Source organism: Streptomyces sp. NPDC055243 (assembly GCF_044544025.1).
Taxonomy (GTDB): Bacteria; Actinomycetota; Actinomycetes; order Streptomycetales; family Streptomycetaceae; genus Streptomyces.
The window spans coordinates 35,307-59,031 of sequence record NZ_JBITWR010000017.1 but is presented as its reverse complement, the minus strand read 5'-3'; the positions used below and the strand labels follow the sequence as shown (position 1 = coordinate 59,031).

The window sequence follows — 23,725 nt, the reverse complement described above, 5'->3', positions numbered from 1 at the left end:
AGGCGCAGGATGACGAGCTCGGTGTCCCCCGCCTGGTCTTCTTGTCGTTCGCGCAGGATGGTGTGGACCCAGCGGTGACGCGGGCTGCCGTCGTGGTCGGGGACGTCTTCCCAGCCAGCCCGGCGGAGGAATGGAGCGAGTTCCCAGCCGGCTCGGCGTTTCATGCCCGGCTCGTCACCGCAGATCATGGCGGCGAGTTCTTCGAGCGTGCTGTCGTCGAAGTTGTCCATGTCAGTGTCCCTCGCTGTCTTCGGCCGGCTCGCCGTCGTAGGGGTCCGCATCATCGTCGGGCTCGGCCTCGGCCAGGCCGACCGGAGTCCAGGTCAGGTCTGTCAGTTCGTCGTCGATTGTCTCGCGGACAGTGCGTGGGTGGATGTCCAGCTCGATCAGGCGTTCCCACAGAGGCTCCAGGGCCTCTTCGGGTGAGAGGGCGAAGGCGCTGCTGCGTACGCGCCAGAACGTCCAGCCGGCACGCCGTAGCTCCCGCTCGCGCTCGGCGTCGTCCTGGATCTGCTTCGGGGTGGAGTGGTAGGGGCTTCCGTCGCACTCCACTGCGAGGCGTCCGTGGCCTCCCGTGACGACGAGGTCTATGCGTTTCCCGCTGACTTCCCACTGGGGCACCACGTCGTAGCCGCGTTCCTTGATGCGCAGGAAAACGCGCTGTTCGAAGAGTGAGTCGAACGGCGGGCAGCGTCGGTCAGAACTGACGTTGGCGGGCTGGTGGGGGTGTGTGTAGGGCGGTGGCGGGCTCACCATGTAGGTAAGCAGGGAGCGCCGCAGGTCCTTGCTGCTGAGCTGGTCGGCGGTCATGGAGTGGAAGAGCCACATCTGGTCGCGGGCCCGGCTGGCAGCCACGTTGAAGCGTCGTTCGTGGTGCCGGCCGGTCGCGGCGATGGCGTTGGCTCCGTCGACGACCATCGACAACAGGATGACGTCGCGCTGATCTCCCTGGAACTGCTCGGGGGTGCCCACCCTGATGCTGTGGCGTTCACGGGCCGACACGTCGATGCGCTGATCAACGAGGTTCTGTACCAGGCGTGTCTGGTCGCCGTGGCGCAGGATGATCACGCCGATACTGCGGTCGGCGTAGGCGGGTTCCTGGGTGAGGCGATGCAGTTCGTTGACGACGGCCTCTGCCTCCGGCCGGTTGATGAGTTTGTCCCGGCGTCCTTCGCAGTGGCCTTCGGGCACGTGGACGACCTTCAGCGGGGGGAGGCGGTCGGAGCCGTGCTGACGCAGCAGGACGAGCTGGTTGTCGGGATAGAACTGCATGGAGGACCACTTGATGATCTCCGGCATGCACCGGAAGTGCTCGGTGAGACGGATCACTTCGGTGAAGCGGGACTGCAGCAGTTCGTACAGGTTGGACTTGGGGTCGAAGCCTTCGCGCTGCCAGGGTTCGAGGGCGGCCATGCGTTCGTCGAAGATCTGGGTGATCCGGTCGTGCTTGCTGCCGCTGTAGAACGGGGCGCACTGCCGGTCGTCTCCGACGACGATGATGCGCGGCGCGAGCCAGAGCAACAGCAGGCCGTCCAGGCCCACTTGGCTTGCTTCATCGACGATGACGACGTCGAAGGAGTCCGGTTCGGGACTGATCGATTCCGCTACGCGGTTCAGCGGCATGATCCACGCCGGCACCGCTCCTTGCGCTGTCTGCATGGCTGAGCGCGCATGGCGCTGGTGGCGTTTGCCGTACTCGGTGGTTCCCTGGCCCGCATTGGCTACGGCGCTGGCGTAGGCAGCCAGGGCCTGTTTGTGTTTGGTGGTCATGCGGCTGACGCAGTGATGCGCTGCGCGGTCGCAGACCAGCTGTTCCACCAGGTCGTGCAACCGGGCTTCGATCTGGGCCAGTTCGCTTTCGAGCTGCTCTTCGCGCCCCTGGAGCAGGTGGGTGTCGAGGAAATCCTGTGCCTGCCGCCATGCCCAGGCCTGGGGCAGGATGGCGAACCGGGAGCGCCAGTGCGAGGCGAGGGGATCGCCGGCGAAGTCTTTGGCCAGATCGGGATGGGCCTCGGCAAAGCGCTGGAAGAGTTTCCCGGTCTCGCGCCGGTCTGCCTCACGCTGGTATGCCGCGGCCAGCGCATCCACCGCAAGCGCGTAAGCCTGCGCGTCACGGGCCGCTGCGGCATCCGCAGCACGCTGGAGCTCTTCGACGCCATACGGGTGGGGTTGGGGAAGACTCCTAAGGATCTCTTCGAAGCGCTGTGTTGCGGCCCTGATGTGCAGGAGCTGACGGGCCTGGGCCCTGGCCTGGCGGATGTCGCGCCACTGCTCGGGGGTGGTGACCGGTGTCTGGATGCCGTCGGCCAGCAGTGTTGCGTGGACCTGGCGGATGACCTCCACGCAGGTGTCGATGGCTTGCAGAACGACGGCCCTGTCCAGGAGTTCGGATATCAGCAGTTCGGAGGTGTCCTGTTCGACGGCCGATCCGACTCCGGTCCACCGGCCGCGCAGGGTGCGGGCGTGGGCGCGCATCTCCAGATGCCGTACGACCGCGGTGATGTGCTCTCGGCCGGCGGGCGCCATGCCTTCTACCCGGCATTGTTCGAGGAGGAAATGGGCTTGCTTGACGACAGCCGGCCGCGGCCATCGCGTGTTCAGTTTTCCGGTGTGCAGGACGTGCTGCTCCAGATTGCGGCCCGCGATCAGGAGCTCCTTCTCCTGGCTTTCAGAGAGCCGGGGGATCTCCACTTCCAGGAAGGAGGCGGCGGCTATCTCGTCGTGGGTCTGCTGTGCACGCTGTGAGGCGTTGCGGATGCTGTCCCACAGTTGCTGCCATCGCTGGGCGATGCCGTCCTGCAGGGCGCGTGTGGGCCAGGTGTCCGCGTGCCAGGAGGCGGGGTCCGCTGACAGCCCTACTCTTTGCAGGGCCTGCTGGGCTCGGTCGAGCAGCGCTTCCAACGCCGTGAGCCCCGTATCACCACGGTCCGCCAGCGTCTGCGCCAGGGGCGTGACCGGCTCGGGGCTGAGAGCCTCCTCAGCTGCCTGGAGTTCCGCGATGCGGCGGGACACATCCGTCGGATCGGGCAGAGCAGCCGGGTCGGGGCAGTACTGGATGTGCGCATCGAGGATGCCAGGGCCGTGCTGGGTGACGAGCAGCCACAGCCGCTGAGCTTCGTCCGTGGTCAAAGGCGGAACCTGTGCGGCCTGGGCATCCAGGGGCGGCAACCACTGATACTCGGCTGCGCCCTGCTCCACTGCCTGCACGATGTCTTCGAGCCGCCCCCGGTATCCGGGCGCGATCTCGGAGTGCACGTACCACTCGACTTCACGTACCTGGCGCAGGCGGTCACGGAGCTTGGCCTGCTCCGCCATCAGCTGGTGCCGCTGGGTCTGCTGATCGTCAATGCGCTGTCGGAGGCGGTCGAGGTTCGTGGTCGCGTTCAGGTGCGCCAAGGCTCCCAGTGACTGGCTCAGATCGGAGTTCCCTCCCTGCCACTGATCGCTCTGGATCACGCACATGCTGCGCAGCCTGGCCGGCAGCTGTTCGCGCAGCACATTCAGGGCCTGGCTCTTCGCGCTGGTGACCAGGACGCGCTTGCCGTCGGCGAGGAGCGCGGCGATCAGATTGCTGATGGTGTGTGTCTTCCCGGTGCCCGGCGGGCCCTGGACCACGACGCTGGTGTCGCACTGCAGTCGGTCCAGGACATCGCGCTGGGCAGCATTGGTGACCATCGGGAACAACGGATCCGGTCCCAGCGCCGGCGGCACGGAGCCACTCCTGCTCCCCCAGGCCGTCCTGTGCTCCGGTTCGAGGTCATACAACAACTGCGCCAGTCCCAGAGGCGCTTGTGCTCCGGGACGTTTCAGCGCTCGGGCGATGCTCTCGTAGAAGCCCAGAACGGAGCGCTGGCCATGCTCGCGCAGGATGAGTGCGGGCGCGTGATGCAGTGATCGCACCTGGGGTTCGGCAGTCAGATCGGGGTGCTGCCCGGTTGGGTCGAACGGGAGCACTCGGTCGACTCCGAAAGCCCGCTGCGCCCACGAGCGCACGGCTTGTACCGCCCGGTCCGACAGCGGGTGGAAGGGGACGTCCTCGACAGCGGAACGTACGACCCCCAGCAGCTCCGACGTGTAGCCGTCGGACTCGCTGAGGAAGTCGGTGTCTTCCAGACGGCCGGGCTGCTCAGGCAGCAGAGAAACGGTCACGTTGATCGATGCCGGTTCCACAGTGAGGGTCACCGGCGTTGTAACGATGTGGCGGCGGACCCGGGCTGAGGGACGATCGCTCCCGAGCTGCAACAGGCCTACGGCCAGGACTACTTCGAAGGTGTCGCTGTCCTGCTCGACCTTCTTGGCCATCCGGTACAGCTGCTGGTGCAGTCGCCGCTGCGGCTCGGCCGCCAGCTCTTCCTGCGACCATCGCATCCATTTCGCGGCCCAGGTCTCGTACGCCTTGCATTCTGCGGAGCTGCCGCTCTCCAGCGCCAGCTGCTCTTCCTCCCCAATGGCCTGGATGTGATCGGCCGGTTGCCGCTCGTTAGACGTGTTTTCGATCAGTCCGGGAGGCTGCGGACCAGCCGTGCCGGCGGCCTCGGCGGACACCCTGCCATGCAGGATCGCCGGCAGCTGCGGTGGTTCTTTTAGCGGACGGTGCTTGAGGACCATGATGCGGGGGTCGGCGTCCGCAGCCCGGCGCACGGTCCCGTCGGGGGCATCCGCGAGCCACACCGTTTCCGTGTACTTGGCACAGTTGCGGATGGTCTTGGAGATGGCGCCCCGCACCAGCTCCTGCAGACAGTCGATCAATACACGAGTGTCGCGGACGGCTTTGGGATCGCTACCATCGCGTACCGCCGGGCGGGCCATCACATCCCCCAAACGCCTGCCACCGTGACAAGCCTTTCAGGATCCACGGCCACTGCACGCCAGGCAATGTGATGGAACTCGCGCACAACCATTTTCAGACATGAGGACGGTCCGGTGTGCCTCTCTCTACGTCTACCAGGCCGTAGAGGGAGCAGCGGCCGCAGCGCGGCGAGACGGCACAGACTGCGAACAGAGAAACTCTGGCCACAGCCTTCTGCCGCAGGCTCAACACAAGCTGACATCCTGGACAGACCAGCCGCGAGCCGTCATCGCCTCGGTGTGCGGTTCGGCTCTTGCGTGGTGCGCGGCGAAGGCGAGCAGGTGGGTGGGGCGGGTGGCGCCGACGAAGACGAGTTGCGCCGCGCGCTGGATCGTGACCAGGGCTTTGGAAGCGTCTTGCTGTCGGCTCAGGAGTCCGAGGACTTCGTGTACGTCGTACTTTTTGCCGCTGCGTTCCAGGCATTCGCGGATGAGTGTGGCCGCGTGGGTTTCGCCCTTGGCACTCTGGATCGATCCCGCAACTGACGCCACCACGCCCTGGTCCGCATCAGCCGGCGCATCGGGCACGGACGCTGGCGCTGGCTGGGCGACGTACGGGATGTGAGCAAGGGGATCCGTGAGACGGGCGACGCCCTTCAAGGGGCTCTGGGTCAGGTCCGGCAGCAGCCGCAGAAGCCGGGCGGCAAAAACTGCCCATTCAGCGTGGCTATCGAGTGGGCTCGTCAGCAGGTCGTGCAGAAGCAGGCGTGCCCGGCCTCCAGCTGTCGCCGGGTCTCGGTCCAGTCGTCTCAGCGGGGGCAGGGCGCCGGAACTGGCGAGTCGGGCTACGTCACGCATCGTTTTCCACAGGAGCGTGACGGCTGTGTGGTTGTCGCCGGATTGCCGAAGCGCCTGGGCGGTGCGGGTCACCGTGATGAAACTGCCGGTTACCTGGACCGGCGTGGCGGTGAAGCCGGGTACGTAGCAGGAGAGGGATTGCGGAAAGGCGTTGATGCTTCCCCGGGTGAGGCGGGCGCCCAGGACGCGGGGCGGGTTGTTCAGCAGCAGTTGGCGGGAGACGGTGGCCGCTGCCATCCGTTCGAAGGCCGGTACGACCTCGGCGACGGTGTCGTCGTCGAAGAGCAGCAGGGCGACGGTCCCGTCGTGGCCGGCGCCGTCGATGTGTTGGCGGCGGTGGACCGTGAGGTCGCTGGCGAGTGCTGCGATCTTGCTGCCGAATCGGCGGCTGACGGGGAGTTGGGCGGCGTGAGGCAGGGGGAACGACGAGGGCTGTGAGGCATCCGGTCCGTCGGCGAAGATGCGCTGGTTGACGTCACCGACTCGCTGGACGACCGTGCTCGGCAAGCCGAAGACCTTGTCGAGCAGGCGTTGTTGGAGGTCACTGGTGTCCTGCATTTCGTCCAGGAGGACGAAGGGGAAGCGGTGGGTGGCGGCCAGCGCGAGCTGTGGGTGGTGAAAGAGGTGGTGCTCGGCGATGGCGAACATGTCGTGGTAGCGGAAGACGCCTCGCTCGGTGAGCGCTTCTTTGAGAGCGGCGAATTGTTTGCCACTGTCGCTGGACGCTTTGAAGGGCGGGTGCCGTCAAGTCCTGTCGCGATCAGCTCTCCGGCGTCGCACACGTAGCGGGCCTCGGCGACGAGTCCGAAGCCGTTCGTACGATGCCCGAGCGCGGTGTTGAGTTTCCGGAACTGGGGTGGCGTTCGAGCAGCCGGAGGGCTTCGTCCGCGTAGGCCTGGTCGTCTACGGTCTGGACTTCAATACCTCGGGACCGCAGGGCCGGCAGAGCCAAGAAGGTGTTCGTGAAGGCCTGGATCGTGCCGATGAAGTGCGGGTAGTTCAGTAGACGGCGTCCCGCCGGCGTTGCGGCAAGGCGGTGGGCGATCTCGTCCTTGGCCGTGTTGGTGTGGGACAGGACGCAGATGCCGCGCGTGGGCGAGGTCCACCCCTGGCCCAGGAGGGCGAGCTTGAGCCCGATCAGGCTGGTCTTGCCGGAACCGGGAGCTGCTTGGAGGTCCAGGGATTCCGCGCTTTGGATGAAGTCCCACTGTTCCTGGTGCGGCAGTTCGAGGCCGAGTTGCTGGGCGAGTGCCTCGATCTTGTCCTTGATGAAGACGTCGTGGGCGTAGAGGGGTGCCATCACTCAGACCTCGCTGCACAGGTACGTGAATGCGGCCACGAAATACAGCGGCAGATCACCCTCGGTCAGACCGCACACCCGACCACCTCCTGGGTCGTGCAGGCGGCGAGGAATCTCGGCATGGACCTCCAGGGCGCCGGCTGCCAGGCCCGCTACCTGATCCGGGACCGGGACGGGAAGTTCCTCGAACCGTTCAACACGATCCTCGCCGACGCGGGATCGAGGTCGTGCTCAGCGGCATCCGGATCCCCCGCATGAACTCCATCATGGAGAGATGGGTGCAGACCTGCCGCCGTGAACTGCTGGACCGCACCCTGATCTGGAACCAGCGGCATCTCCTCCACGCACTGCGGGAGTTCGAGCAGTTCTACAACGCGCACCGGCCGCACCGGGGCATCGCGAACGCCTGCCCGCTGCACCCGCTCCCCGAACCGATCACCGATCCGGACGAAATCGCCGCCTCGACATGCATCGAACCGACCGGCTCGGCGGCCTCCTTCACGAGTACCAGCATGCTGCGTGACCAGGCCGGATGAGGTTTCCGGCAAGGGCAGGGCTGCTGGCCAACGCCAACTTCAGCTACTCCTACTGGAAGCCGGTCTCGCGCGGTCGACCGGCCTCCGAGGAGTTCACGAGGGTTCGCCTGAACCAGCCCCAGCTGGTCACCTCCCGCCGTCCCCTCCCGGAGGTCCCTGCGACCGCGTACGACGGGGGGAAGCGGCTGTACCTGCTTCGTCACGGCGGCAAGGAGCGGCTGGACGAAGATCGGCACAGTCGAATCGCCGTGGAGACCCGCATGGGCCACGAAGTCGCCGGCGTGGAAGGTCTCCACTCGCACGTCACCCTGACCATGGAGCAGGAGATTGCCCATTCGCTGCAAACCAGGTGGCTGCGCTTCGTGGCCGGCGAGGGAGAGCACTGGAAAGTGCCATCTCCCACTGCTCTCGCATTCGATCTTGAATAGTGGTGGAAAACAGCAGGTCAAAGCCGCTCAGGACATCTACGCATGAACCGGTTCATGAAGTTCATTACGACCAAGAGCTTCATGCCGTTCGTGTACTACCGCATCCTGCTCGGCATCATCCTGTTCATCCTGGTCGGCGCGGGCACACTCAGTCCGCACGCCGGTGAGTCCGCGGGGGCTGATCCCGGCCCGGTCGCAGGCGGGGGCGGGGCAGCGGCGCTGTGACCAATGGCATGCCGAAAGACCCTCTTCAGGAGGGTTTGACCGGCCTACGGTGAAGGAATGTCGCCCCTCGCCCGCATCAGCGCCTCGTACGCCCCGCGCTTCGCCGAGTTCGCCTTCGAGCCCGGTTTCACGGCCGCCGTGGACCAGCACGTCGCCGAATTGCGGGAGCGGCTCGAGATGCGTGGGGCCGGGCTCGTGCCGCCGGCGCCGGATCCGGAGATCCTCGCGGACTACGCCCTGGGGTTCCTCGACGCCCTGGCCGAGAACGGGTGGCGCGAGCCCGTGGGCCACGACTACGCGGTGTGCCGCCTCACCGCCATCTCCTGGCTGGTGAGGCGGCACGACCTGGTGCCGGAGGCCTCCGGGTCCTGAGACCCGGCCGGTCAGATGTCGAAGCGCTCGCGCTCCTCCACCGGCTGATTGGTCATCGCGTCCTGCCGGCCCGCCTGGTAGGCGCCGACACTGCCGCGCGCCTTGGCCGTCTCCTGCTCCGCCGTGTTCAGCCAGCGCTCCCAGCGCGCCCGCATCGGGCCGATGAGGCCACCGCCCACGCCGACGATCAGGACGCCCGCGCCGGCCGCGAGGGCCGCGTACAGGACGGGCTGGGTGACCGTCGTGGCGATGCCCGCCTGGCCCAGCGCCGCGATCACGCCGAGCGCGACGATGCAGGCCCAGACGATCGTGCCGACGGTCTTCCCGTACGACATCGAGGACAGGGCGCTGGTGACGATGTCCCGCACGATGTTGGCCACCGCCATGGCGACGACCATCAGGACGATGGCGACGACGCCGCGCGGGATCCAGGAGACGATGCCGTCGAGCATCGAGGAGACCGGGTTGCTGCCGAAGACGCCGAAGCCGAGCTGCAGGGTGATCAGGAGCAGCGCGAAGTACACGACCTTGCAGACGATCCCCGTCATGTCGTACTTGGAGTTCGCCAGCATGCGCGACGCGCCCGCACGTTCGGCGAGCTTCTCGGAGCCGACCTTGCGCAGGACCCGGTCGAGAACCTTGGCGATCATCTTCGAGACGAACCAGCCGATGGCCAGGACGACCAGGAAGCCGATCAGTTTCGGCACGAATTGCGCGACCTTCGACCAGGCGTCGTTGAGGCCCTGGGTGAAGTCCACGGAGAGACTGATGTACTGGGACATGAGTGGCCCTCCACTCGATGAGCCCCGTGCGCCACAACGGCGTCAGGGCGATGAATCCCCCACGGCGCGCGGCTTCCGGCGCGTCCCTTCTCCTGGATATCAGCAGTCACGGTCGGGCACGGCCCGCTGATGGGCCGTACGGGTGACGGACTGTGACGCGGCGGCTGCAGTACGGCGTCCCGTGCGACGCATGTGCGGCATGTGGCGCGTCTTGCTGTGCGAATGCTCACTTGGGGGATCTGCCCGGTAGCGGAGAGTTCCGATTGTCGTAGGTATCCCCTAGGCTTGACGCATGCCCTTAAACCCCCATCCCCCTGGTTCCGCGCGCTCAGCCGCGGAACTGAACGAGCGGATCCGCGGCCTGTGGTTGCGCGCCGGCGGCCGCCTCTCGGCCGAACAGCGCCGTGAGTACGAACAGTTGGTGACGGAGTGGGCGACAGCCGTGCGCGAAGAGGTCGTGGAGGCGGCCTAGTTGACACCCCGGCGCACCGAGCGGCGCTCGCCGGGGCGCCTCGGCCGGCGCCTTCGATCGCTCACCGCCGCGCCGTGAACTCCTCTATGCGCGCGAGGGTTTCGGCCGTTCCGGTGTGCACATGCCCTGCCATCCCCAGCGCCTGCGCGGCCTCGACGTTGCCGGGGGTGTCGTCGACGAACAGCGCCGCCGCGGGCTCGATTCCGAGCGGCCGCAGCGCGATCTCGTAGATCCGCCGGTCCGGCTTGGCGCATCCGACCTCGCAGGACAGGACGATGTGGTCGGCGATGTCCAGGAGACCGCCGTCCGCCATCCGCGTGCGCAGGCCGGGCCAGGTGTTGCTGACGACGGCCGTCGGGACGCCCCGCCCCCGCAGGCCGCGCAGGCACGCCACGAGCTCCTCGTCCCAGGTCTCCCTCGCCGCCAGGTCCCGGCGCAGCTCGGCGATCACGTCCGGCCCCGTGCGAAGCCGCTCACGCACGGTCTCCCACCACGCGTCCGCGCCGACCCGGCCGATGAGGACCCCGGATTCGTCCCCCTCGTACAGCGCGGCCATGAAGGCGGCGGCCGGGAGCCCCAGCCGCCTGCCCCAGGCGGCAGCGGCGGCGGGCAGGTACTCGCGGACGAGCACACCGCCGACGTCGATCAGGACGCCGCGGGCATGCGGGCTCACGCGGGCATGCGAGCTCACTCGGGCGTGCGAGCTCATGAGGCGTACCTTCGCCGAGCCGCGCCTTCACCGAGCCGCGCCTTCACCGTCAACGGCCGCCGCGTCAGCCCTTGCCCTGGCGCTCCTTCTTCGCGAGGCGGCGCTTCTGCTGCCCCGTCAGTTCCCGGCGGTTGCCCTGCCGTTTGTACGCGGCGATGCGCTGTTCGTTCTTCACCGGGCCTCCCAGCTCGGGCCGTTCCCGCATCGGGGAATCCTCAACTGCCGGGCATGGTACGACAGTTCAGCGATACGCGACCCGTCTCGACCGCAGCACGCGCGCCGCTTTTCCGCACCCGTCGCCACCCCGTCACCGCCCCCATCACCGCCCTCATCGCCACACCGGCTTCCGGGCCCTTTCCCGCACGTTCTTGCACGCCTCTTGGCTCGGCACCCCCGGTGCCCAACACTGACCCGATGACGCAGCGCGTGGAACTCGCCGCCGTGATGGACCGGTTGGCCATCGACTCCCTCATCACCGAGTACGCAGTGACCGTCGACGACGGCGACTGGGACGCCTACCAGGGGCTCTTCACCCCGGACGGACGCGCCGACTACAGCTCGGCGGGAGGCATCGACGCGAGCGCCGCCGAAGTGGCCGGATGGCTGGCCGGGACGATGGAGCTCTTCCCGATGCGCCAGCATCTGATCGTCAACAGGAGGCTGCGGTTCGGGACGCTCGACCAGGACATCGGCGACATCGCGCAGGTACAGGCCGACTACGTGAACCCGATGCGCTTCACGGCACGGGAGGGCGAGAGCGGCAGCAACAGCGGCGCATCGGAATCCTCGGCCCCGGACTTCATCTGCGGCGGCCGGTACGCCTTCACCACGCTGCGTACGCCCCAGGGCTGGCGGCTGCGCCAGGTGACCGTGCAGGAGAAGTGGCGCCAGGTACAGGAGCGCTCCCGGGACCACACGCCCACCTGAGCAGGGGCGCGGTCGGCGCACTGTTCTAGATCGTCCGGGGCGCGCACACTGGAGGAACGACCGGGCGTCGGGGCCGAGGGAGGCGCTGCATGGATCAACTCAGCGACGACCGGGACGGGCGGCGGCCACGCCTTTCGGGCGCCTCGCCGGCGGGGCTGCTCGCCTCGGCATCGAGGCTGCCCGCAGCCGCATCGGGGGTACTCGCCTCGGCCCGATGGCGCGGCGTCCTCGCCGTCCTCGCCGGCGCCCTGCCCGCCCTCGCCTTCCCCGCCCCGTCGCTGTGGTGGTTCGCCTGCATAGCGCTCGTGCCCTGGATCCTGCTCGCCCGCTCGGCGGCCACCGGGCGCAGGGCGGCGCTCGACGGCTGGCTGGGCGGCCTCGGGTTCATGGTGGCGGTGCACCACTGGCTGCTGCCGAGCCTGCATGTGTTCACCCTCGTCATCGCCGCGCTGCTCGGCCTGCTGTGGGCGCCGTGGGGCTGGCTGGTGCGGCGGCTCCTGGGCGGGGTGGCGTCGGCCGGGCGGACCGCGGCCGCGCTGGTCGTCCTGCCGTCGGCCTGGCTGATGGTCGAACTGGTCAGGTCCTGGGAGGGGTTGGGCGGACCCTGGGGGCTGCTCGGCTCCAGTCAGTGGCAGGTGGACCCCGCCCTGCGCCTCGCGTCGGTCGGCGGGGTGTGGCTGGTCAGCGCCCTGATCGTCGCCCTGAACACCGGCATCGCGGCGCTCGTCGTGGCCCACACCGCACGCCCGCACGGAACGCCACGTACAACGGGGACGTCACGTACGCCCGGGACGTCACGTACGACGACGACGGCCCGGACCGCCCCCGCCACCGCCACCGCCACCGCCACCGCCGGACTAGTGGCCGTCGCCGCCGTGACCACCTCCGCCTGGGCGTGGGCACCGCGCCCCGAGCCGGCGGGCTCGATGCGCGTGGCCGTGGTCCAGCCCGGCGTCATCGACGGGGTCGGCGGCCCCGACAAGCGGCTCGCGCGCGAGGAGGAGCTGACCCGCGGTCTGGCGGGCCGGGACCTCGACCTCGTCGTCTGGGGCGAGAGCAGCGTCGGCTACGACCTCGCGGAGCGCCCCGACGTCGCGCGGCGGATAGCGGCGCTGTCCCGGGAGGTCGGCGCCGACATCATGGTGAACGTGGACGCGCGCCGCTCCGACCGGCCGGGCATCTTCAAGAGCTCCGTCCTCGTGGGCCCCCAGGGCCCCACCGGCGACCGCTACGACAAGATGCGGCTCGTCCCCTTCGGCGAGTACGTCCCCGCACGCTCCCTCCTCGGCTGGGCGACGTCCGTGGGCAAGGCGGCGGGTGAGGACCGCAGGCGCGGCGAGCGTCCGGTCGTGATGAACGTCGGTGACGGCCTGAAGGTCGGCCCGCTGGTGTGCTTCGAGTCCGCGTTCCCCGACATGAGCCGTCATCTGACGCGCGAGGGCGCCCAGTTGCTGCTCGCGCAGTCCTCGACCTCGACGTTCCAGTCCAGCTGGGCGCCCGAGCAGCACGCCTCGCTGGCCGCGATACGGGCCGCCGAGACCGGCCGCCCGATGGTGCACGCCACCCTCACCGGCGTCTCCGCGGTCTACGGCGCGGACGGCGAGCGGGTCGGAGCCCCGCTCGGCACCTCGGCGAGCACCACGGCGACGTACGACATTCCGCTGGCCAAGGGCGTCACGCCGTACGTCAGGCTGGGCGACTGGCCCCTGCACGCGGCCCTCGCGGTGCTCGCTGCGCTCTGCGCGACGCTGGGAGTGCGGTCCCTGCGGGGACCCGCGAAGGGGCGGTTCAGGCGGCCTGCTCCTGAGCCGCACGGACCACGCGCTCGCACAGCTCATGGGTCGCCAGCGCATCCCGGGCACTGAGCACCTTGCCCGCGCGCACGGCGTCGAGGAAGGCGAGCACGACCTGCTCGATGCCGCGCTGGCGGGCCACCGGCACCCAGTCGCCGCGCCGCCGCACGCTGGGCTGGCCCTTGTGGTCGATGACCTCGGCGAGGTTGAGCACCTGCCGCTTGGTGTCCTGGCCGGACACCTCCAGGATCTCCTCGGTGGAACCGCTCAGCCGGTTCATCATGCCGATCGCGGTGAACCCGTCTCCCGCGAGCTGCAGCACGACATGCTCCATGAGCCCGTCCTGCATGCGGGCGCGCACGCCGACGTGGTCGATCGGTCCGGGCGCGAGGAAGCGCAGCGTGTCCACGACGTGGATGAAGTCGTCGAGGACGAGCGTGCGCGCGTCCTCGGGCAGGCCGACGCGGTTCTTCTGCATCAGGATCAGCTCGCGCGGGTGCTCGACGCACTGCGCGTAGCCGGGGGCGAAGCGGCGGTTGAAGCCGACGGCCAGGCTCGTCGCGCGCTCGTCGGCGAGGCCCACGAGCCGCTCCGAGTCGGCGAGTTCGTACGCGAGGGGCTTGTCGACGTAGGTCGCCACGCCCGCTTCGAGCAGCCGGGTCACGATCTCCGGGTGGGCGGAGGTGGAGGCGTGCACGAAGGCGGCGTCGATGCCCTGGGCGAGCAGCGCGTCCAGGTCGGCGTGGCAGCGCTCGTCGGGAATGTGGTGGACGCCCGCGACACGGGCGAGCGTCGCGGGCGTGCGCGTCTGCAGGTGCAGCTCGACCCCCGGCAGGGTGGTGAGCACAGGCAGGTACGCCTTCTCCGCGATGTCACCGAGTCCGATACAGCCGACCTTCACCACTGTCCCCTGTCTCCTCTGCCGCTTCGTTCCGCCGCTGTTTCCTACGGCTGTGTCCTACGGCTGTGTTCTACCGTTGTGCGAGTTCTGTTCCCGCAGCATACGGCTGCTGCGGCGGGCGCCAGTCGGCGATGGAGGCGAAGCTCCGCAGGATCAGGTTCGGGCCGAGGCGGGCCGCCGCGGCGATGAGGTTGTTGCGTACGGCGATGAGCGGGGCGCTCGTCAGATGGTTCATGCGGGCGGCGCGCGCCGCCTGCCGGACGATCGCCGTCGTCCGCGGCACCCGCACCGCGCTGTAGCCGGCGAGACCGGCGGCCAGGTCGCCTCCCGGGGCCACGTGGTGGGCCAGGACGACGGCGTCCTCGATGGCCTGGTTGCCGCCCTGGGCCAGGGTGGGCGCCATGGCGTGCGCGGCGTCGCCGATGAGGGCGACACGGCCCCGGTGGTAGCGCACGAGGGGCGTGCTCATGTGGCGCACGTCGTTGCGCAGGATGTCCTCGGGGCGTGCGGCGGCGATGATCTCGGGGATCGGGTCGTGCCAGTCGGCGAAGCGGCGCGTCAGCTCGGCCTTCTCGCCGTCGGGGCTGCGGCCGCCCGCGGGGACGGTGGCGGTGGCGTACGCGTAGATCCTGCCGTCCTTGAGCGGATGGGTGCCCCAGACGCCGCCGTGCCCCCAGGTCTCGTGCGGCGCGAAGGGGCGGTCGGGGGCGGGGGCGATGAGGCGCCAGGCCGTGAATCCGGTGTACGTCGGCTGCGGGTGCGCCGGGAAGAGGGCCGAACGCACGGCAGAGTTGATGCCGTCGGCACCGACCACGAGGTCCGCCTCGATGTCCCCGTCGTCGGTACGGACGACGGCCCTGCGGTCGGCCGCTCCCGGGTCGGCGAGCTCGGCCCGCACTCCGGTGCGCAGGGCGTCGGCGGGCAGTGAGGCGACGAGCAGCTCGACGAGGGTCGCGCGGTGCACGAGGACGAGCGCGCCGCCGAACTCCGCCGCGGTCGCCGCGGCGCTCGTCCGCACGAGCCAGCGCCCGTTCTGCGCGCGCATCCCCCCGTCGCCCTCCCAGGCGGCCAACTCGCGGACCCGGTCACCGAGGCCCAGGACGTCCAGGGCGCGCTGGGAGTTGGGGGCGAGCCCGATGCCGGAGCCGACGGGCTCCAGGGTGGCGGCCCGCTCCAGGACGGTGACGCGCCAGCCCGAGCGGTGCAGGGCGATGGCGGAGGTGAGGCCGCCGATGCCGCCGCCGATGACGACGGCGTGGGGCTGGTGGGGCTGGTGGGGTGGTTGATTGGGGCGGTTGGGTCGGCGGGACCGATGAGCCTGGTGGGGCTGTGCCATGACTCCTCCTGAAGCTCAAGCACTACACCTGTAGTAGATGGTGCGCGCCGACCGTACTACACCTGTAGTGATCGGGGATAGGGTGGGTTCCATGACCGCACGCCGAAGCAGTACGGGGCCGCCGGGGCCGCCCCGCAGCGAACTGATCGCCGACACGGCGCTGACCCTGCTCGCCGAGCGCGGCATGCGGGGGCTGACGCACCGGGCCGTGGACGAGGCCGCGGGGCTCCCGCAGGGCTCGACGTCGAACCACGCGCGCACTCGGCTGGCGCTCCTGGAGGCGGCGGTGAGTAGGCTGGCGGAGCGGGAGGCGGACGTCCTCACCCCCGCCGAGCTGCGGAACCTCATGTCCGCCGACGCGATCACCCGCGAGCCCGTGATCACATCACTCGCCCTGGTGATGCACCGCTACCTGACCGGCGACAGCCGCCACCTGCTGATCTCCCGCTACGAACTGGCCCTGGAGGCAACCCGCAGACCGGAGCTGCGCGCCTACTACGACGCGGCGGGAGCCCAGTTCAGAGAGCCACTGGTGGCGTTGATGCGAACCCTGGGGTCCCCGGCCCCCGAGCGACACGCGCTGTCTCTCGTCGCCTGGACGGAGGGCCTGCTGTTCTCCCACGTGGCGGGCTCGTACCGCACCCCGCCCCCCACGGAGGAATCCCTCCGAACCGGCCTCCGCGAACTCCTACAGGGAATGCTCCCCAAGCCATAGCTCCCCACCCACCCGCCCGTTCACCCGGCGGCGCCAGGGGGAGGTAGCACCGGGGCGGCCCTACGCCGACGGCCGGGAAACGCCCCGCGAAGCGGCAAGGCAAGCAAGCACAGCGCCACGGGGCAATCGGGCGGGGTGGGCGGAAGAATCGCGCCGCGAAACAACTGGGCAAGCACGACACCCCGTCACCGCCGGGTGATCGGGTGGGCGGGCGGGAAAATGGCGCCGCGAAGCGGCGAGGCAACGAAGGCACCGCCGGGTGATCGGGCAGGAAAGCCACGCCGCGGAAACGGCACGGCGCCCCCTCACCGCCGGGTGATCGGGCGGGTGGGTGGGGAACTCGCGCCGCGCAGCGGCAAAGCGTGGCACCGCCGGGTGACCGGGTGGGTGGGAGGGGGAGATCCGCCGCGCAGCGGCAGAGCGTGGCACTGCCGGGTGATCGGGTGGGTGGGTGGGAGAGATCCGTCGCGAAGCGGCGGGACGGCGGAGTCAACCCGCAGACAAGCCCCCAAGCCCCCACCACGGAGCACAGAACCGACACCCCAGGCCACAAGCCCCCCGCTCCCCCCGCCGGCCAGAGACGCACTCACCCATGCGGGCCAACTTCCCCCCGTTCCCTCGCCGAATGCACCCCCCAACCCTCAGAGTTGCGCGAATGCACCGAACCACGACCACCGCCACACTCCTGGTCTCCGTGGCGGTCACCGCCGTCTCCGGCTGTGTGAGCGTCGAGCGGCAGCCCGCTCAAGGGCCGTCCGCCGCGAGCGCCCCGCCCCCGGCGCCCCGCCCCGACGGCGACTCCCGCCCGCGGGTCGTGGAAGCCCCCGCCCGCGAGGCGCTGGAGCTCATCGGAGCACCCCGCGACCCGGCGCCCCGCGCCACCGGGACCGCCCCGACCGTGCCCGCCGCACCTCCCCGCACCGCGAGCCCCGCACAGCGCTCCGCCCCGCCACCACACCGCCACGGTCACCGCCCCGAGGCCGCCGACCCGCCCGCGCTGCCCACCGCCGTACCGACGAACGTGGACCCCTGCGCCCTGGGCAAGCAGTACGGCGGCTGGCAGCCGGGCAGCCCCGAAGCAGTCATCTGCGAAGACGCCTACGGCCATTGACCGCACGGCCCGCCCGCCCGCAACACAACCGCCCCTCCCACCTCACCTCACCCACTCCACCTCACCTCACCCACTCCACCCCACCTCACTCCACCTCACTGCCCTCCCCCAACTGCAACTCCAGCCGCCCGATGGCCGCCCGAACCCCGTCCCCGTACCCGTCGTCCCCCAGTGCCCCGACCGCCCCGCGCGCCCGCCGGATGTGGTTGCGCGCCGCCTCGGGGCGCCCCAGCTTCGCGTAGTCCGCGGCGAGGTTGAGGTGCAGGGAGGGGTAGAAGCCACGGACCGCGATCGAGTCGTGGTGTTCGTGCAGGCGCTCGTCCGTGAGCTCGTCCGCCGCCGACAACGCCCGCAGGTCCCACGCCAGTTCGTCCGACGGGTCCTCCTGTGTGTCCGCCATGTAGTGCGCGAGCGTGCAGCGGTGCAGCGGGTCGCCCTCCTCGCCGATCTCCGACCACAGGCCGAGGAAGCGGCCCTGCGCCTCCTCGCGATCACCCCCGTGGTGCAGCATTACCGCCTGCCCGATCCGGGTCATCACGACGTCTTCCGCCGCCTGCTCCTGCTGCTCCGCCACCGGATCCTCCACACTCGTACGCCGTACGCCCATCGCGCGAACCGCTCTCGACGCTATCCGCCCCCACCGACAATCACGGTCAGGCGCGATCGGCCGCGAGGCGCTCACGCATACCGCTGGGCCAGGCCGGTGACGGTCGCGGCCAGCTGGGCGCGGAGTTCGGGCGGGCCGAGCACCTCGGCCTCCAGACCGAGTCTGAGCAGGTCGCTCACGGCGACCGGCAGCGTCTCGACCTCCAGGTCGACCACCCGCCAGCCGTCCGCGTCCGGCGCCGCCGCCTCCTGAACGGCACGTGTCCCGGCCGACCCGAACAGCGCGGGCAGCAGCCGAAGCCCTGCCGGAGAGAGCCGTACACGCGCCGTGCCCCGCAGCACGCGCGCCCGCAGATCGCCGGAGGCCGTCTCCCAGTAGGCGGCCAGATCGAATCCGGCGGGACACTCGGAGGGCTCGTCCGCCGCCGTGACCTCCAGGAAGCGGGAGACCCGATAGGTGCGTACGGTGCCGTCGGCCGACGCCACCAGATACCAGTTGCCCGCCTTGAGGACGAGCCCCAAGGGGTGCAGCTCGCGCCGCACTTCGCCGCCCCACCGCTGGTAGTGCGCCCGCAGCACCCGTCGGCGCCACACCGCGTCGGCGACGACCGACAGCAGCGGCGCGGGATCGGCCGTGCGGAACCACCCCTCCGCGTCCAGGTGGAAGCGCTCCTGGATCCGCCGGGACCGCTCACCCAGCCCGGCCGGGAGCGCCGCGCCCAACTTGAGCTGCGCGGTGACCAGTTCGGCACCCAGGCCGAGGTCGGCCGCGGCCGCCGGCATGCCCGCGAGGGCGAGGGAGTCGGCCTCATCGTCCGTAAGACCGGTCAGCCGGGTGCGGTAGCCGTCCATCAGCCGGAAGCCGCCCGCCGGACCGCGCTCGGCGTACACGGGCACACCGGAGGCTGCCAGGGCCTCCGCGTCCCGGTAGATGGTCCGCACGGAGACCTCGAGCTCATCGGCGAGCTCGGGCGCGGTCATGCGGCCCCGGTTCTGGAGCAGCAGGAGCAGGGCGAGAAGCCGGTCGGCGCGCATGAGAGCCAAGTCTGCACCGGTACCTGACAGAAGGTGTCAGGTACCGCTGAAAGGCTTCCTCTCAACAACCACCGACCACCCCACCACCCCACCGCGCCACCGCGCCATCACGCCACCCGAGCCACCGAGTCACCCAGTCACCGAGTCACCGAGAAAGGCATCACATGGCCACGCACCCCATCAACGACACCGGTACCAACAACGGCACCGGCACCGACACCAGCACCAACGCCGGCACCTTCACCTTCACCCACTGGGACGAGAAGCCCGTCGCCGGAGCGGACGGCGGCGCACGCATCGCGCACGCCGCCGTCACGAACGACTTCACCGGTGCCATCGAGGCCACCGGCACCTCCTGCCAGTACACCCTCGTGTACACCGACGAGACCACCGGCTCCTTCGTGGGGCACGAGTTCATCGCGGGAAGCGTCGACGGCCGCACGGGCTCGTTCGTCCTGGAGCAGCGCGGTTCCTTCGGTGCCGACGGCACGATCACCTGCGCGCTCTCCGTGCACCCCGGCTCGGGAGCGGGTGATCTCGCGGGCCTGAGCGGCACCGGGTCCTTCACCGCGCGGCACGGCGACTCCACCGTGCCCTATACCTTCACGTACACCGTCGGCTGAGGTCAGCCGAGATCCGGAATGCGCCAGTCGATCGGCTCGTGCCCCTGCGCCGCCACCGCTTCGTCGATCTGCGTGAAAGGGTGCGAGCCGAAGAACTTCTTCGCGGAGAGCGGCGAGGGGTGCGCGCCCTTCACGACCACGTGCCGCTCCTCGTCGATGAGCGGGAGCTTCTTCTGTGCGTAGTTGCCCCACAGGACGAAGACGGCGGGGTCGGGGCGGTCGGCCACCGCGCGGATCACCGCGTCGGTGAACTTCTCCCAGCCCTTGCCCTTGTGGGAGTTGGCCTCTCCCGCGCGGACCGTGAGCACCGCGTTCAGGAGCAGGACGCCCTGCCGGGCCCACGGCATCAGATAGCCGTTGTCCGGCACGGGGTGGCCGAGCTCCTCCTTCATCTCCTTGTAGATGTTGCGCAGCGAGGGCGGGGTCTTCACGCCCGGCCGCACGGAGAAGCAGAGGCCGTGCCCCTGTCCCTCGCCGTGGTACGGGTCCTGGCCGAGGACGAGCACCTTGACCTGGTCGTACGGCGTCGCGTCGAGCGCGGCGAACACTTCGTCACGCGGAGGGTAGACGGGACCCTTCCCCCGCTCTTCCTCGACGAACTCGGTGAGCTCCTTGAAGTAGGGCTTCTGGAGCTCCTCGCCGAGGACTCCGCGCCAGGACGCGGGCAGCATGGCGATGTCGGTCACGTCAACAACCTCCGGTGTGCGGTCACTTCTCACCGCAGAACCTACCGGCGGCCACTGACAATCGGCCCGACCCCCACTTCCCGACCCCCACTTCCGCGCCCCGCCGCCCTCGCCCCTGCCGCCCCGGCCTCCGCTACCAGCTGGTCTTGCGCTGCAGCTCCCACATCATCATGATCGCCGAGGGGTCGAGGGCGCGTTCGCCGCCCGCGATCTCCTCGCTCGCCATGATGTATTGCTTGCCCTGCCACAGCGGGAGCAGCCGCACGTCGTCGACGAGGAGCTGCTGCGCCCGCTCGAAGTCGTCGGCCACCGCGCCCCGGTCCGGCTCACGGCGTGAGCGCGGCAGCACCTCGTCGGTGATCTCCCGTGCCGGGTAGGGCGTGTTGAGCACGTTCTTCGTGCCGATGAACGGCGCGATGAAGTTCTCCGCGTCGGGGAAGTCGGGGAACCAGCCACGGCCGAAGACGGGGTACTCGCGCTTCTTGGTGCCCGCGTCGAACTCGGTCCAGGGACGGCCCTTCAGCGTGATCTTGAAGAGGCCCGACTCCTCAAGCTGCCGCTTGATCTCCTCGAACTCGCCCTCGGTCGCCGAACCGTAGCGGTCGGTCGTGTACCAGAGCGTGAGCGGCACCGGTTCGTTGATGCCCGCGCTCTTGAGGATGTTGGCGGCCTTGGCGGTATCGGGGTCCCCGTAGTCGTCGAAGAAGCCGGTGCCGTGCCCCGTGAGGCCCTGGGGGACCATGGAGTACAGCGGCTCGACCGTGTCCTGGTAGATCTTGTGGGCGATGGCCGGGCGGTCGATGACCTGGGCGAAGGCCTGACGGACCGGCTTCTTCCTGGCCCAGGGGTCGTCGGGATTGAACACCAGGTAGCGGATCTCGGTGCCCGAGCCCTCGACGAGCTGGATGCCCTCGCGCGCGTGCTTGTTGGCCTGCATCTCGACGATGTCCTCCGCCGCGAGTCCGCGGAAGGTGACGTCGATCTGCTTGTTCTTCAGGGCCTCGACCATGGTGGCCGACTTCTTGAAGTAGCGGATCGTGACGGCGTCGTTCTGCCGGTCGGCCGCACCCTTGTAGTGGGTGTTCTTGACCAGCTCCGCCCGCTCGCCGGGCTTGTACGACTCCAGGGAGTAGGGCCCCGAGCCCGCGATCGAGGTGCCTTCGCGGAGCTTGTCCGCCGGGTACTCGCCGGGGTCGACGATCGACATGGCGGGTGTGGAGAGCACGAACGGGAACGTGGCGTCCGGCTTCTTGAGCCGGAACGTGACCGTCCGGTCGCCCTTCGTCTCGACCGAGTCGAGCGATCCGAGCAGACCGGTCGGTCCGCCCTTCACGTCGATGCGCCGCATCCGGTCGAAGGTGTGCTTCACCGCCTTCGCGTCGAGCGGGTGACCGTCGGAGAACTTCAGGTCCTCCCGCAGCTCGCAGGTGAAGACCTTGTTCGTCGCGTCGGTGAACTTGCAGGACTCGGCAGCGTCCGGCTCGGGCTCCGCCGCCCCGCTGGGGAAGCTCAGGAGGGTCTGGAAGACGTTCCGGTACAGCTCCCAGGAGCTGTCCCAGGCGGCCGCCGGGTCGAGGGTGCTGGGCGCACTCATCGTGCCGACGGTGATCTGCTGCTCCTCGTCGGACTCGTCCGACGAGAAGACTCCGCACCCCGAGAGCAGGGATATGGACACCAGCGCCGCGGCCGGCCGCAGGCCCCGGCGGGGCAGCCCGGCCAGGCCACGGAGACCCGCCGCCGCCACCAGGCGAACTTCAGTGAACACGCGCACGCTCCTCGATCGGCCATGCCATGGGTCGGGAGACAATATCGCAATGCCCCGCCGGGCCAACTTGCGGCGCCGACGGGGCACTTGATGCGCGTGTACGTCCCTTTTACGTGGCGTACCAGGCGATTGTGCCGCCTTCGTCAGCTGACGCCCGCATTGAGGAAGATGCCGCCATCGACCACGAGTGTCTGCCCCGTGATCCAGTCGGACTGGGCGGACGTGAGGAACGCCGCGGCGCCCCCGATGTCCTCGGGCACACCGAGCCGCCCCAGGGGGTAGGCAGCGGCGGCCTCCTCCTCGCGGCCCTCGTACAGGGCCTGGGCGAACTTGGTCTTGACCACGGCCGGCGCGATCGAGTTGACCCGCACCTTCGGCGCGAACTCGTGCGCGAGCTGCAGGGTGAGGTTGACCATGGCGGCCTTGCTCATGCCGTACGCGCCGATGAACGGCGAGGGGGCGACGCCCGCGACGGACGCGATGTTCACGATCGCGCCGCCGTTCTCGCTCTGCCAGGCCTTCCAGGTCTGCTGGGCGAAGCCGAGCGCCGAGATCACGTTGGTCTCGAAGACCTTGCGCGCCACATTGAGGTCGAGCTCCGCCATCGGCCCGAACACCGGATTCGTACCGGCATTGTTGATAAGGAAGTCGACCCGCCCGAAGGCCTCCATGGCCCGCTCGACGGCGACCGCCTGGTGGGCCTCGTCGTGGGCCTTGCCCGCGACCCCGATGACGCGGTCGGCGCCGAGCTTCTCGACGGCCTCCTTGAGTGCGTCCTCGTTGCGTCCGGTGATGCACACGCGGTCACCGCGGGCGACGAGCGCCTCCGCGATGCCGTAGCCGATACCGCGGCTGGCGCCCGTGATGAGCGCCGCCTTTCCACTGTCCTGCACAGTCATCTCCGCATCCCTCCGGGACAGAACTACCGGTACCGAACTAGTTGAGCGGGCCGCCGGCCACGTACATGACCTGACCCGAGACGAAGCCCGCGGCGTCGCCCGTGAAGAAGGCGATGGCGTTGGCGATGTCCTCAGGGCGGCCCACGCGCTGCACCGGGATCTGGGTCGCGGCCGCGGCCTGGAAGTCCTCGAAGCCCATGCCGACGCGGTCGGCGGTGGACTTGGTCATCTCGGTGACGATGAAGCCCGGGGCCACGGAGTTGGCGGTGACGCCGAACTTGCCGAGCTCCTTGGCCAGGGTCTTGGTGAAGCCCTGGAGGCCTGCCTTGGCCGCGGCGTAGTTGACCTGGCCCCGGTTGCCGAGCGCGGAGGACGAGGAGAGGTTCACGATCCGGCCGAACTTGGCGTCCACCATGTGCTTCTGGATCGCGCGGGACATCAGGAACGCGCCGCGCAGGTGCACGTTCATGACGGTGTCCCAGTCGTTCGCGCTCATCTTGAAGAGGAGGTTGTCGCGGAGCACACCGGCGTTGTTCACGAGGATCGTGGGCGCGCCGAGCTCGTCGGCGATGCGGGCGATGGCCGCCTCGACCTGAGCCTCGTCGGACACGTCGCAGCCGACGGCGATCGCCTTGCCACCGGCAGCGGTGATCTGCGTGACGGTGTCCTTGCAGGCGGCCTCGTCGAGGTCGATCACCGCGACGGCGCGGCCTTCGGCGGCCAGACGCACGGCGGTCGCCGCGCCGATGCCTCGCGCTGCTCCGGTCACGACCGCGACGCGCTGCTCAGTGGTGGACATGCTGGTTCTCCTCGCCCTTGGGATGCGGCTCTACGGTACGCCCCGATGGTGAGCGACCG

Annotated in this window: 22 protein-coding genes and 2 pseudogenes; 10 read left to right on the top strand and 14 right to left on the bottom strand. The window is 69.6% G+C overall.

Going from position 1 to position 23,725, the window contains the following annotated elements; translation table 11 throughout:
• Positions 1–231 precede the first annotated feature (231 nt).
• The 3 genes and pseudogenes from ACIGXX_RS35805 to ACIGXX_RS35795 form a co-directional block, all read right to left on the bottom strand.
• Positions 232–4,749 (bottom strand): AAA domain-containing protein, encoded by a 4,518-nt coding sequence (locus ACIGXX_RS35805; RefSeq protein WP_399982074.1) that lies wholly within the window; start codon positions 4,747–4,749, stop codon positions 232–234.
• A 285-nt stretch (positions 4,750–5,034) separates the two neighbouring features.
• Positions 5,035–6,342: pseudogene (locus tag ACIGXX_RS35800) on the bottom strand (UvrD-helicase domain-containing protein); the annotation flags it as partial.
• Positions 6,343–6,406: 64 nt separating this feature from the next.
• A complete protein-coding gene (locus ACIGXX_RS35795) occupies positions 6,407–6,946 on the bottom strand; it encodes a UvrD-helicase domain-containing protein (protein ID WP_399982071.1) in 540 nt (179 codons plus the stop codon).
• A gap of 54 nt (positions 6,947–7,000) precedes the next feature.
• Between ACIGXX_RS35795 and ACIGXX_RS35790 the strand changes: the two are divergent.
• The 4 genes and pseudogenes from ACIGXX_RS35790 to ACIGXX_RS35775 form a co-directional block, all read left to right on the top strand.
• Positions 7,001–7,469, top strand: a pseudogene (locus ACIGXX_RS35790) (integrase core domain-containing protein); the annotation flags it as partial.
• A 9-nt stretch (positions 7,470–7,478) separates the two neighbouring features.
• A complete protein-coding gene (locus ACIGXX_RS35785) occupies positions 7,479–7,910 on the top strand; it encodes a hypothetical protein (RefSeq protein WP_399982068.1) in 432 nt (143 codons plus the stop codon).
• Positions 7,911–7,964: 54 nt separating this feature from the next.
• Complete coding sequence (locus ACIGXX_RS35780; RefSeq protein WP_399982311.1) at positions 7,965–8,135, top strand: UDP pyrophosphate phosphatase; 171 nt, start codon at positions 7,965–7,967, stop codon at positions 8,133–8,135.
• A 57-nt stretch (positions 8,136–8,192) separates the two neighbouring features.
• Positions 8,193–8,507 (top strand): DUF6401 family natural product biosynthesis protein, encoded by a 315-nt coding sequence (locus ACIGXX_RS35775; RefSeq protein WP_351169950.1) that lies wholly within the window; start codon positions 8,193–8,195, stop codon positions 8,505–8,507.
• Positions 8,508–8,518: 11 nt separating this feature from the next.
• Here ACIGXX_RS35775 and ACIGXX_RS35770 read toward each other — a convergent pair whose 3' ends face one another.
• Positions 8,519–9,289, bottom strand: a complete 771-nt coding sequence (locus ACIGXX_RS35770) for a hypothetical protein (RefSeq protein WP_399982063.1) — start codon at positions 9,287–9,289, stop codon at positions 8,519–8,521.
• A gap of 292 nt (positions 9,290–9,581) precedes the next feature.
• Between ACIGXX_RS35770 and ACIGXX_RS35765 the strand changes: the two genes are divergently transcribed.
• Positions 9,582–9,761: a hypothetical protein gene (locus ACIGXX_RS35765; RefSeq protein WP_351169956.1), complete on the top strand. Its 180-nt coding sequence runs from the start codon at positions 9,582–9,584 to the stop codon at positions 9,759–9,761.
• Between the two features lie 61 nt (positions 9,762–9,822).
• Here ACIGXX_RS35765 and ACIGXX_RS35760 read toward each other — a convergent pair whose 3' ends face one another.
• Together ACIGXX_RS35760 and ACIGXX_RS35755 are read right to left on the bottom strand one after the other, a co-directional pair.
• The gene (locus ACIGXX_RS35760; protein ID WP_399982060.1) at positions 9,823–10,434 is read right to left on the bottom strand and encodes an HAD family hydrolase; all 612 of its coding nucleotides are present in this window, start codon (positions 10,432–10,434) and stop codon (positions 9,823–9,825) included.
• A 100-nt stretch (positions 10,435–10,534) separates the two neighbouring features.
• Positions 10,535–10,675 carry a hypothetical protein gene (locus ACIGXX_RS35755; protein WP_399982056.1) on the bottom strand — a complete coding sequence of 47 codons (141 nt, stop codon included), beginning with the start codon at positions 10,673–10,675 and terminating at the stop codon, positions 10,535–10,537.
• A gap of 209 nt (positions 10,676–10,884) precedes the next feature.
• Here ACIGXX_RS35755 and ACIGXX_RS35750 point away from each other — a divergent pair, with 209 nt between their 5' ends.
• Both ACIGXX_RS35750 and lnt read left to right on the top strand, forming a co-directional pair.
• Entirely contained in the window at positions 10,885–11,397 is a 513-nt protein-coding gene (locus ACIGXX_RS35750; protein ID WP_361469329.1) for a nuclear transport factor 2 family protein, read from the top strand.
• Positions 11,398–11,486: 89 nt separating this feature from the next.
• Entirely contained in the window at positions 11,487–13,262 is a 1,776-nt protein-coding gene (gene lnt / locus ACIGXX_RS35745; RefSeq protein ID WP_399982052.1) for an apolipoprotein N-acyltransferase, read from the top strand.
• Here lnt and ACIGXX_RS35740 read toward each other — a convergent pair.
• Positions 13,186–14,091 carry a Gfo/Idh/MocA family oxidoreductase gene (locus ACIGXX_RS35740; RefSeq protein WP_361469415.1) on the bottom strand — a complete coding sequence of 302 codons (906 nt, stop codon included), beginning with the start codon at positions 14,089–14,091 and terminating at the stop codon, positions 13,186–13,188. The two genes, lnt and ACIGXX_RS35740, sit on opposite strands and share 77 nt — an antisense overlap.
• Positions 14,092–14,161: 70 nt before the next feature.
• Positions 14,162–15,427 carry an FAD-dependent monooxygenase gene (locus tag ACIGXX_RS35735; RefSeq protein ID WP_399982049.1) on the bottom strand — a complete coding sequence of 422 codons (1,266 nt, stop codon included), beginning with the start codon at positions 15,425–15,427 and terminating at the stop codon, positions 14,162–14,164.
• 91 nt (positions 15,428–15,518) lie between these two features.
• Here ACIGXX_RS35735 and ACIGXX_RS35730 point away from each other — a divergent pair, with 91 nt between their 5' ends.
• Both ACIGXX_RS35730 and ACIGXX_RS35725 read left to right on the top strand, forming a co-directional pair.
• Positions 15,519–16,142, top strand: coding sequence for a TetR/AcrR family transcriptional regulator (locus tag ACIGXX_RS35730; protein WP_351169973.1), 624 nt, complete (start codon positions 15,519–15,521; stop codon positions 16,140–16,142).
• Between the two features lie 655 nt (positions 16,143–16,797).
• Positions 16,798–17,253 (top strand): hypothetical protein, encoded by a 456-nt coding sequence (locus ACIGXX_RS35725; RefSeq protein WP_351169976.1) that lies wholly within the window; start codon positions 16,798–16,800, stop codon positions 17,251–17,253.
• An 85-nt stretch (positions 17,254–17,338) separates the two neighbouring features.
• Here the strand turns inward: ACIGXX_RS35725 and ACIGXX_RS35720 are convergent, their stop codons facing one another.
• Positions 17,339–17,827 (bottom strand): hypothetical protein, encoded by a 489-nt coding sequence (locus ACIGXX_RS35720; RefSeq protein ID WP_351169979.1) that lies wholly within the window; start codon positions 17,825–17,827, stop codon positions 17,339–17,341.
• Between the two features lie 104 nt (positions 17,828–17,931).
• Positions 17,932–18,894 carry a helix-turn-helix transcriptional regulator gene (locus ACIGXX_RS35715; protein ID WP_399982044.1) on the bottom strand — a complete coding sequence of 321 codons (963 nt, stop codon included), beginning with the start codon at positions 18,892–18,894 and terminating at the stop codon, positions 17,932–17,934.
• A 164-nt stretch (positions 18,895–19,058) separates the two neighbouring features.
• Between ACIGXX_RS35715 and ACIGXX_RS35710 the strand changes: the two genes are divergently transcribed.
• On the top strand, positions 19,059–19,517 hold the full coding sequence (locus tag ACIGXX_RS35710) for a DUF3224 domain-containing protein (RefSeq protein WP_399982041.1): 459 nt from the start codon (positions 19,059–19,061) through the stop codon (positions 19,515–19,517).
• 2 nt (positions 19,518–19,519) lie between these two features.
• Here the strand turns inward: ACIGXX_RS35710 and ung are convergent, their stop codons facing one another.
• The 4 genes from ung to fabG all read right to left on the bottom strand — a co-directional run bounded on the left by ung (position 19,520) and on the right by fabG (position 23,666).
• Entirely contained in the window at positions 19,520–20,203 is a 684-nt protein-coding gene (ung, locus tag ACIGXX_RS35705) for a uracil-DNA glycosylase (RefSeq protein WP_351169988.1), read from the bottom strand.
• Positions 20,204–20,336: 133 nt separating this feature from the next.
• Positions 20,337–21,947, bottom strand: a complete 1,611-nt coding sequence (locus tag ACIGXX_RS35700) for an ABC transporter substrate-binding protein (RefSeq protein WP_399982291.1) — start codon at positions 21,945–21,947, stop codon at positions 20,337–20,339.
• A 164-nt stretch (positions 21,948–22,111) separates the two neighbouring features.
• Positions 22,112–22,867 carry an SDR family oxidoreductase gene (locus ACIGXX_RS35695; RefSeq protein ID WP_351169991.1) on the bottom strand — a complete coding sequence of 252 codons (756 nt, stop codon included), beginning with the start codon at positions 22,865–22,867 and terminating at the stop codon, positions 22,112–22,114.
• Positions 22,868–22,904: 37 nt separating this feature from the next.
• Positions 22,905–23,666 carry a 3-oxoacyl-ACP reductase FabG gene (fabG, locus tag ACIGXX_RS35690; RefSeq protein WP_351169994.1) on the bottom strand — a complete coding sequence of 254 codons (762 nt, stop codon included), beginning with the start codon at positions 23,664–23,666 and terminating at the stop codon, positions 22,905–22,907.
• Positions 23,667–23,725: the final 59 nt, after the last annotated feature.

Excerpts from the sequence above, each read along its gene's own strand:
- ACIGXX_RS35795 (WP_399982071.1), bottom strand. The coding sequence starts at position 6,946 with ATGGCACCCCTCTACGCCCACGACGTCTTCATCAAGGACAAGATCGAG.
- ACIGXX_RS35785 (WP_399982068.1), top strand. The coding sequence starts at position 7,479 with ATGAGGTTTCCGGCAAGGGCAGGGCTGCTGGCCAACGCCAACTTCAGC.
- ACIGXX_RS35780 (WP_399982311.1), top strand. The coding sequence starts at position 7,965 with ATGAAGTTCATTACGACCAAGAGCTTCATGCCGTTCGTGTACTACCGC.
- ACIGXX_RS35775 (WP_351169950.1), top strand. The coding sequence starts at position 8,193 with ATGTCGCCCCTCGCCCGCATCAGCGCCTCGTACGCCCCGCGCTTCGCC.
- ACIGXX_RS35770 (WP_399982063.1), bottom strand. The coding sequence starts at position 9,289 with ATGTCCCAGTACATCAGTCTCTCCGTGGACTTCACCCAGGGCCTCAAC.
- ACIGXX_RS35765 (WP_351169956.1), top strand. The coding sequence starts at position 9,582 with ATGCCCTTAAACCCCCATCCCCCTGGTTCCGCGCGCTCAGCCGCGGAA.
- ACIGXX_RS35755 (WP_399982056.1), bottom strand. The coding sequence starts at position 10,675 with ATGCGGGAACGGCCCGAGCTGGGAGGCCCGGTGAAGAACGAACAGCGC.
- ACIGXX_RS35750 (WP_361469329.1), top strand. The coding sequence starts at position 10,885 with ATGACGCAGCGCGTGGAACTCGCCGCCGTGATGGACCGGTTGGCCATC.
- lnt (WP_399982052.1), top strand. The coding sequence starts at position 11,487 with ATGGATCAACTCAGCGACGACCGGGACGGGCGGCGGCCACGCCTTTCG.
- ACIGXX_RS35735 (WP_399982049.1), bottom strand. The coding sequence starts at position 15,427 with ATGGCACAGCCCCACCAGGCTCATCGGTCCCGCCGACCCAACCGCCCC.
- ACIGXX_RS35730 (WP_351169973.1), top strand. The coding sequence starts at position 15,519 with ATGACCGCACGCCGAAGCAGTACGGGGCCGCCGGGGCCGCCCCGCAGC.
- ACIGXX_RS35725 (WP_351169976.1), top strand. The coding sequence starts at position 16,798 with ATGCACCGAACCACGACCACCGCCACACTCCTGGTCTCCGTGGCGGTC.
- ACIGXX_RS35715 (WP_399982044.1), bottom strand. The coding sequence starts at position 18,894 with ATGCGCGCCGACCGGCTTCTCGCCCTGCTCCTGCTGCTCCAGAACCGG.
- ACIGXX_RS35710 (WP_399982041.1), top strand. The coding sequence starts at position 19,059 with ATGGCCACGCACCCCATCAACGACACCGGTACCAACAACGGCACCGGC.
- ACIGXX_RS35695 (WP_351169991.1), bottom strand. The coding sequence starts at position 22,867 with ATGACTGTGCAGGACAGTGGAAAGGCGGCGCTCATCACGGGCGCCAGC.
- fabG (WP_351169994.1), bottom strand. The coding sequence starts at position 23,666 with ATGTCCACCACTGAGCAGCGCGTCGCGGTCGTGACCGGAGCAGCGCGA.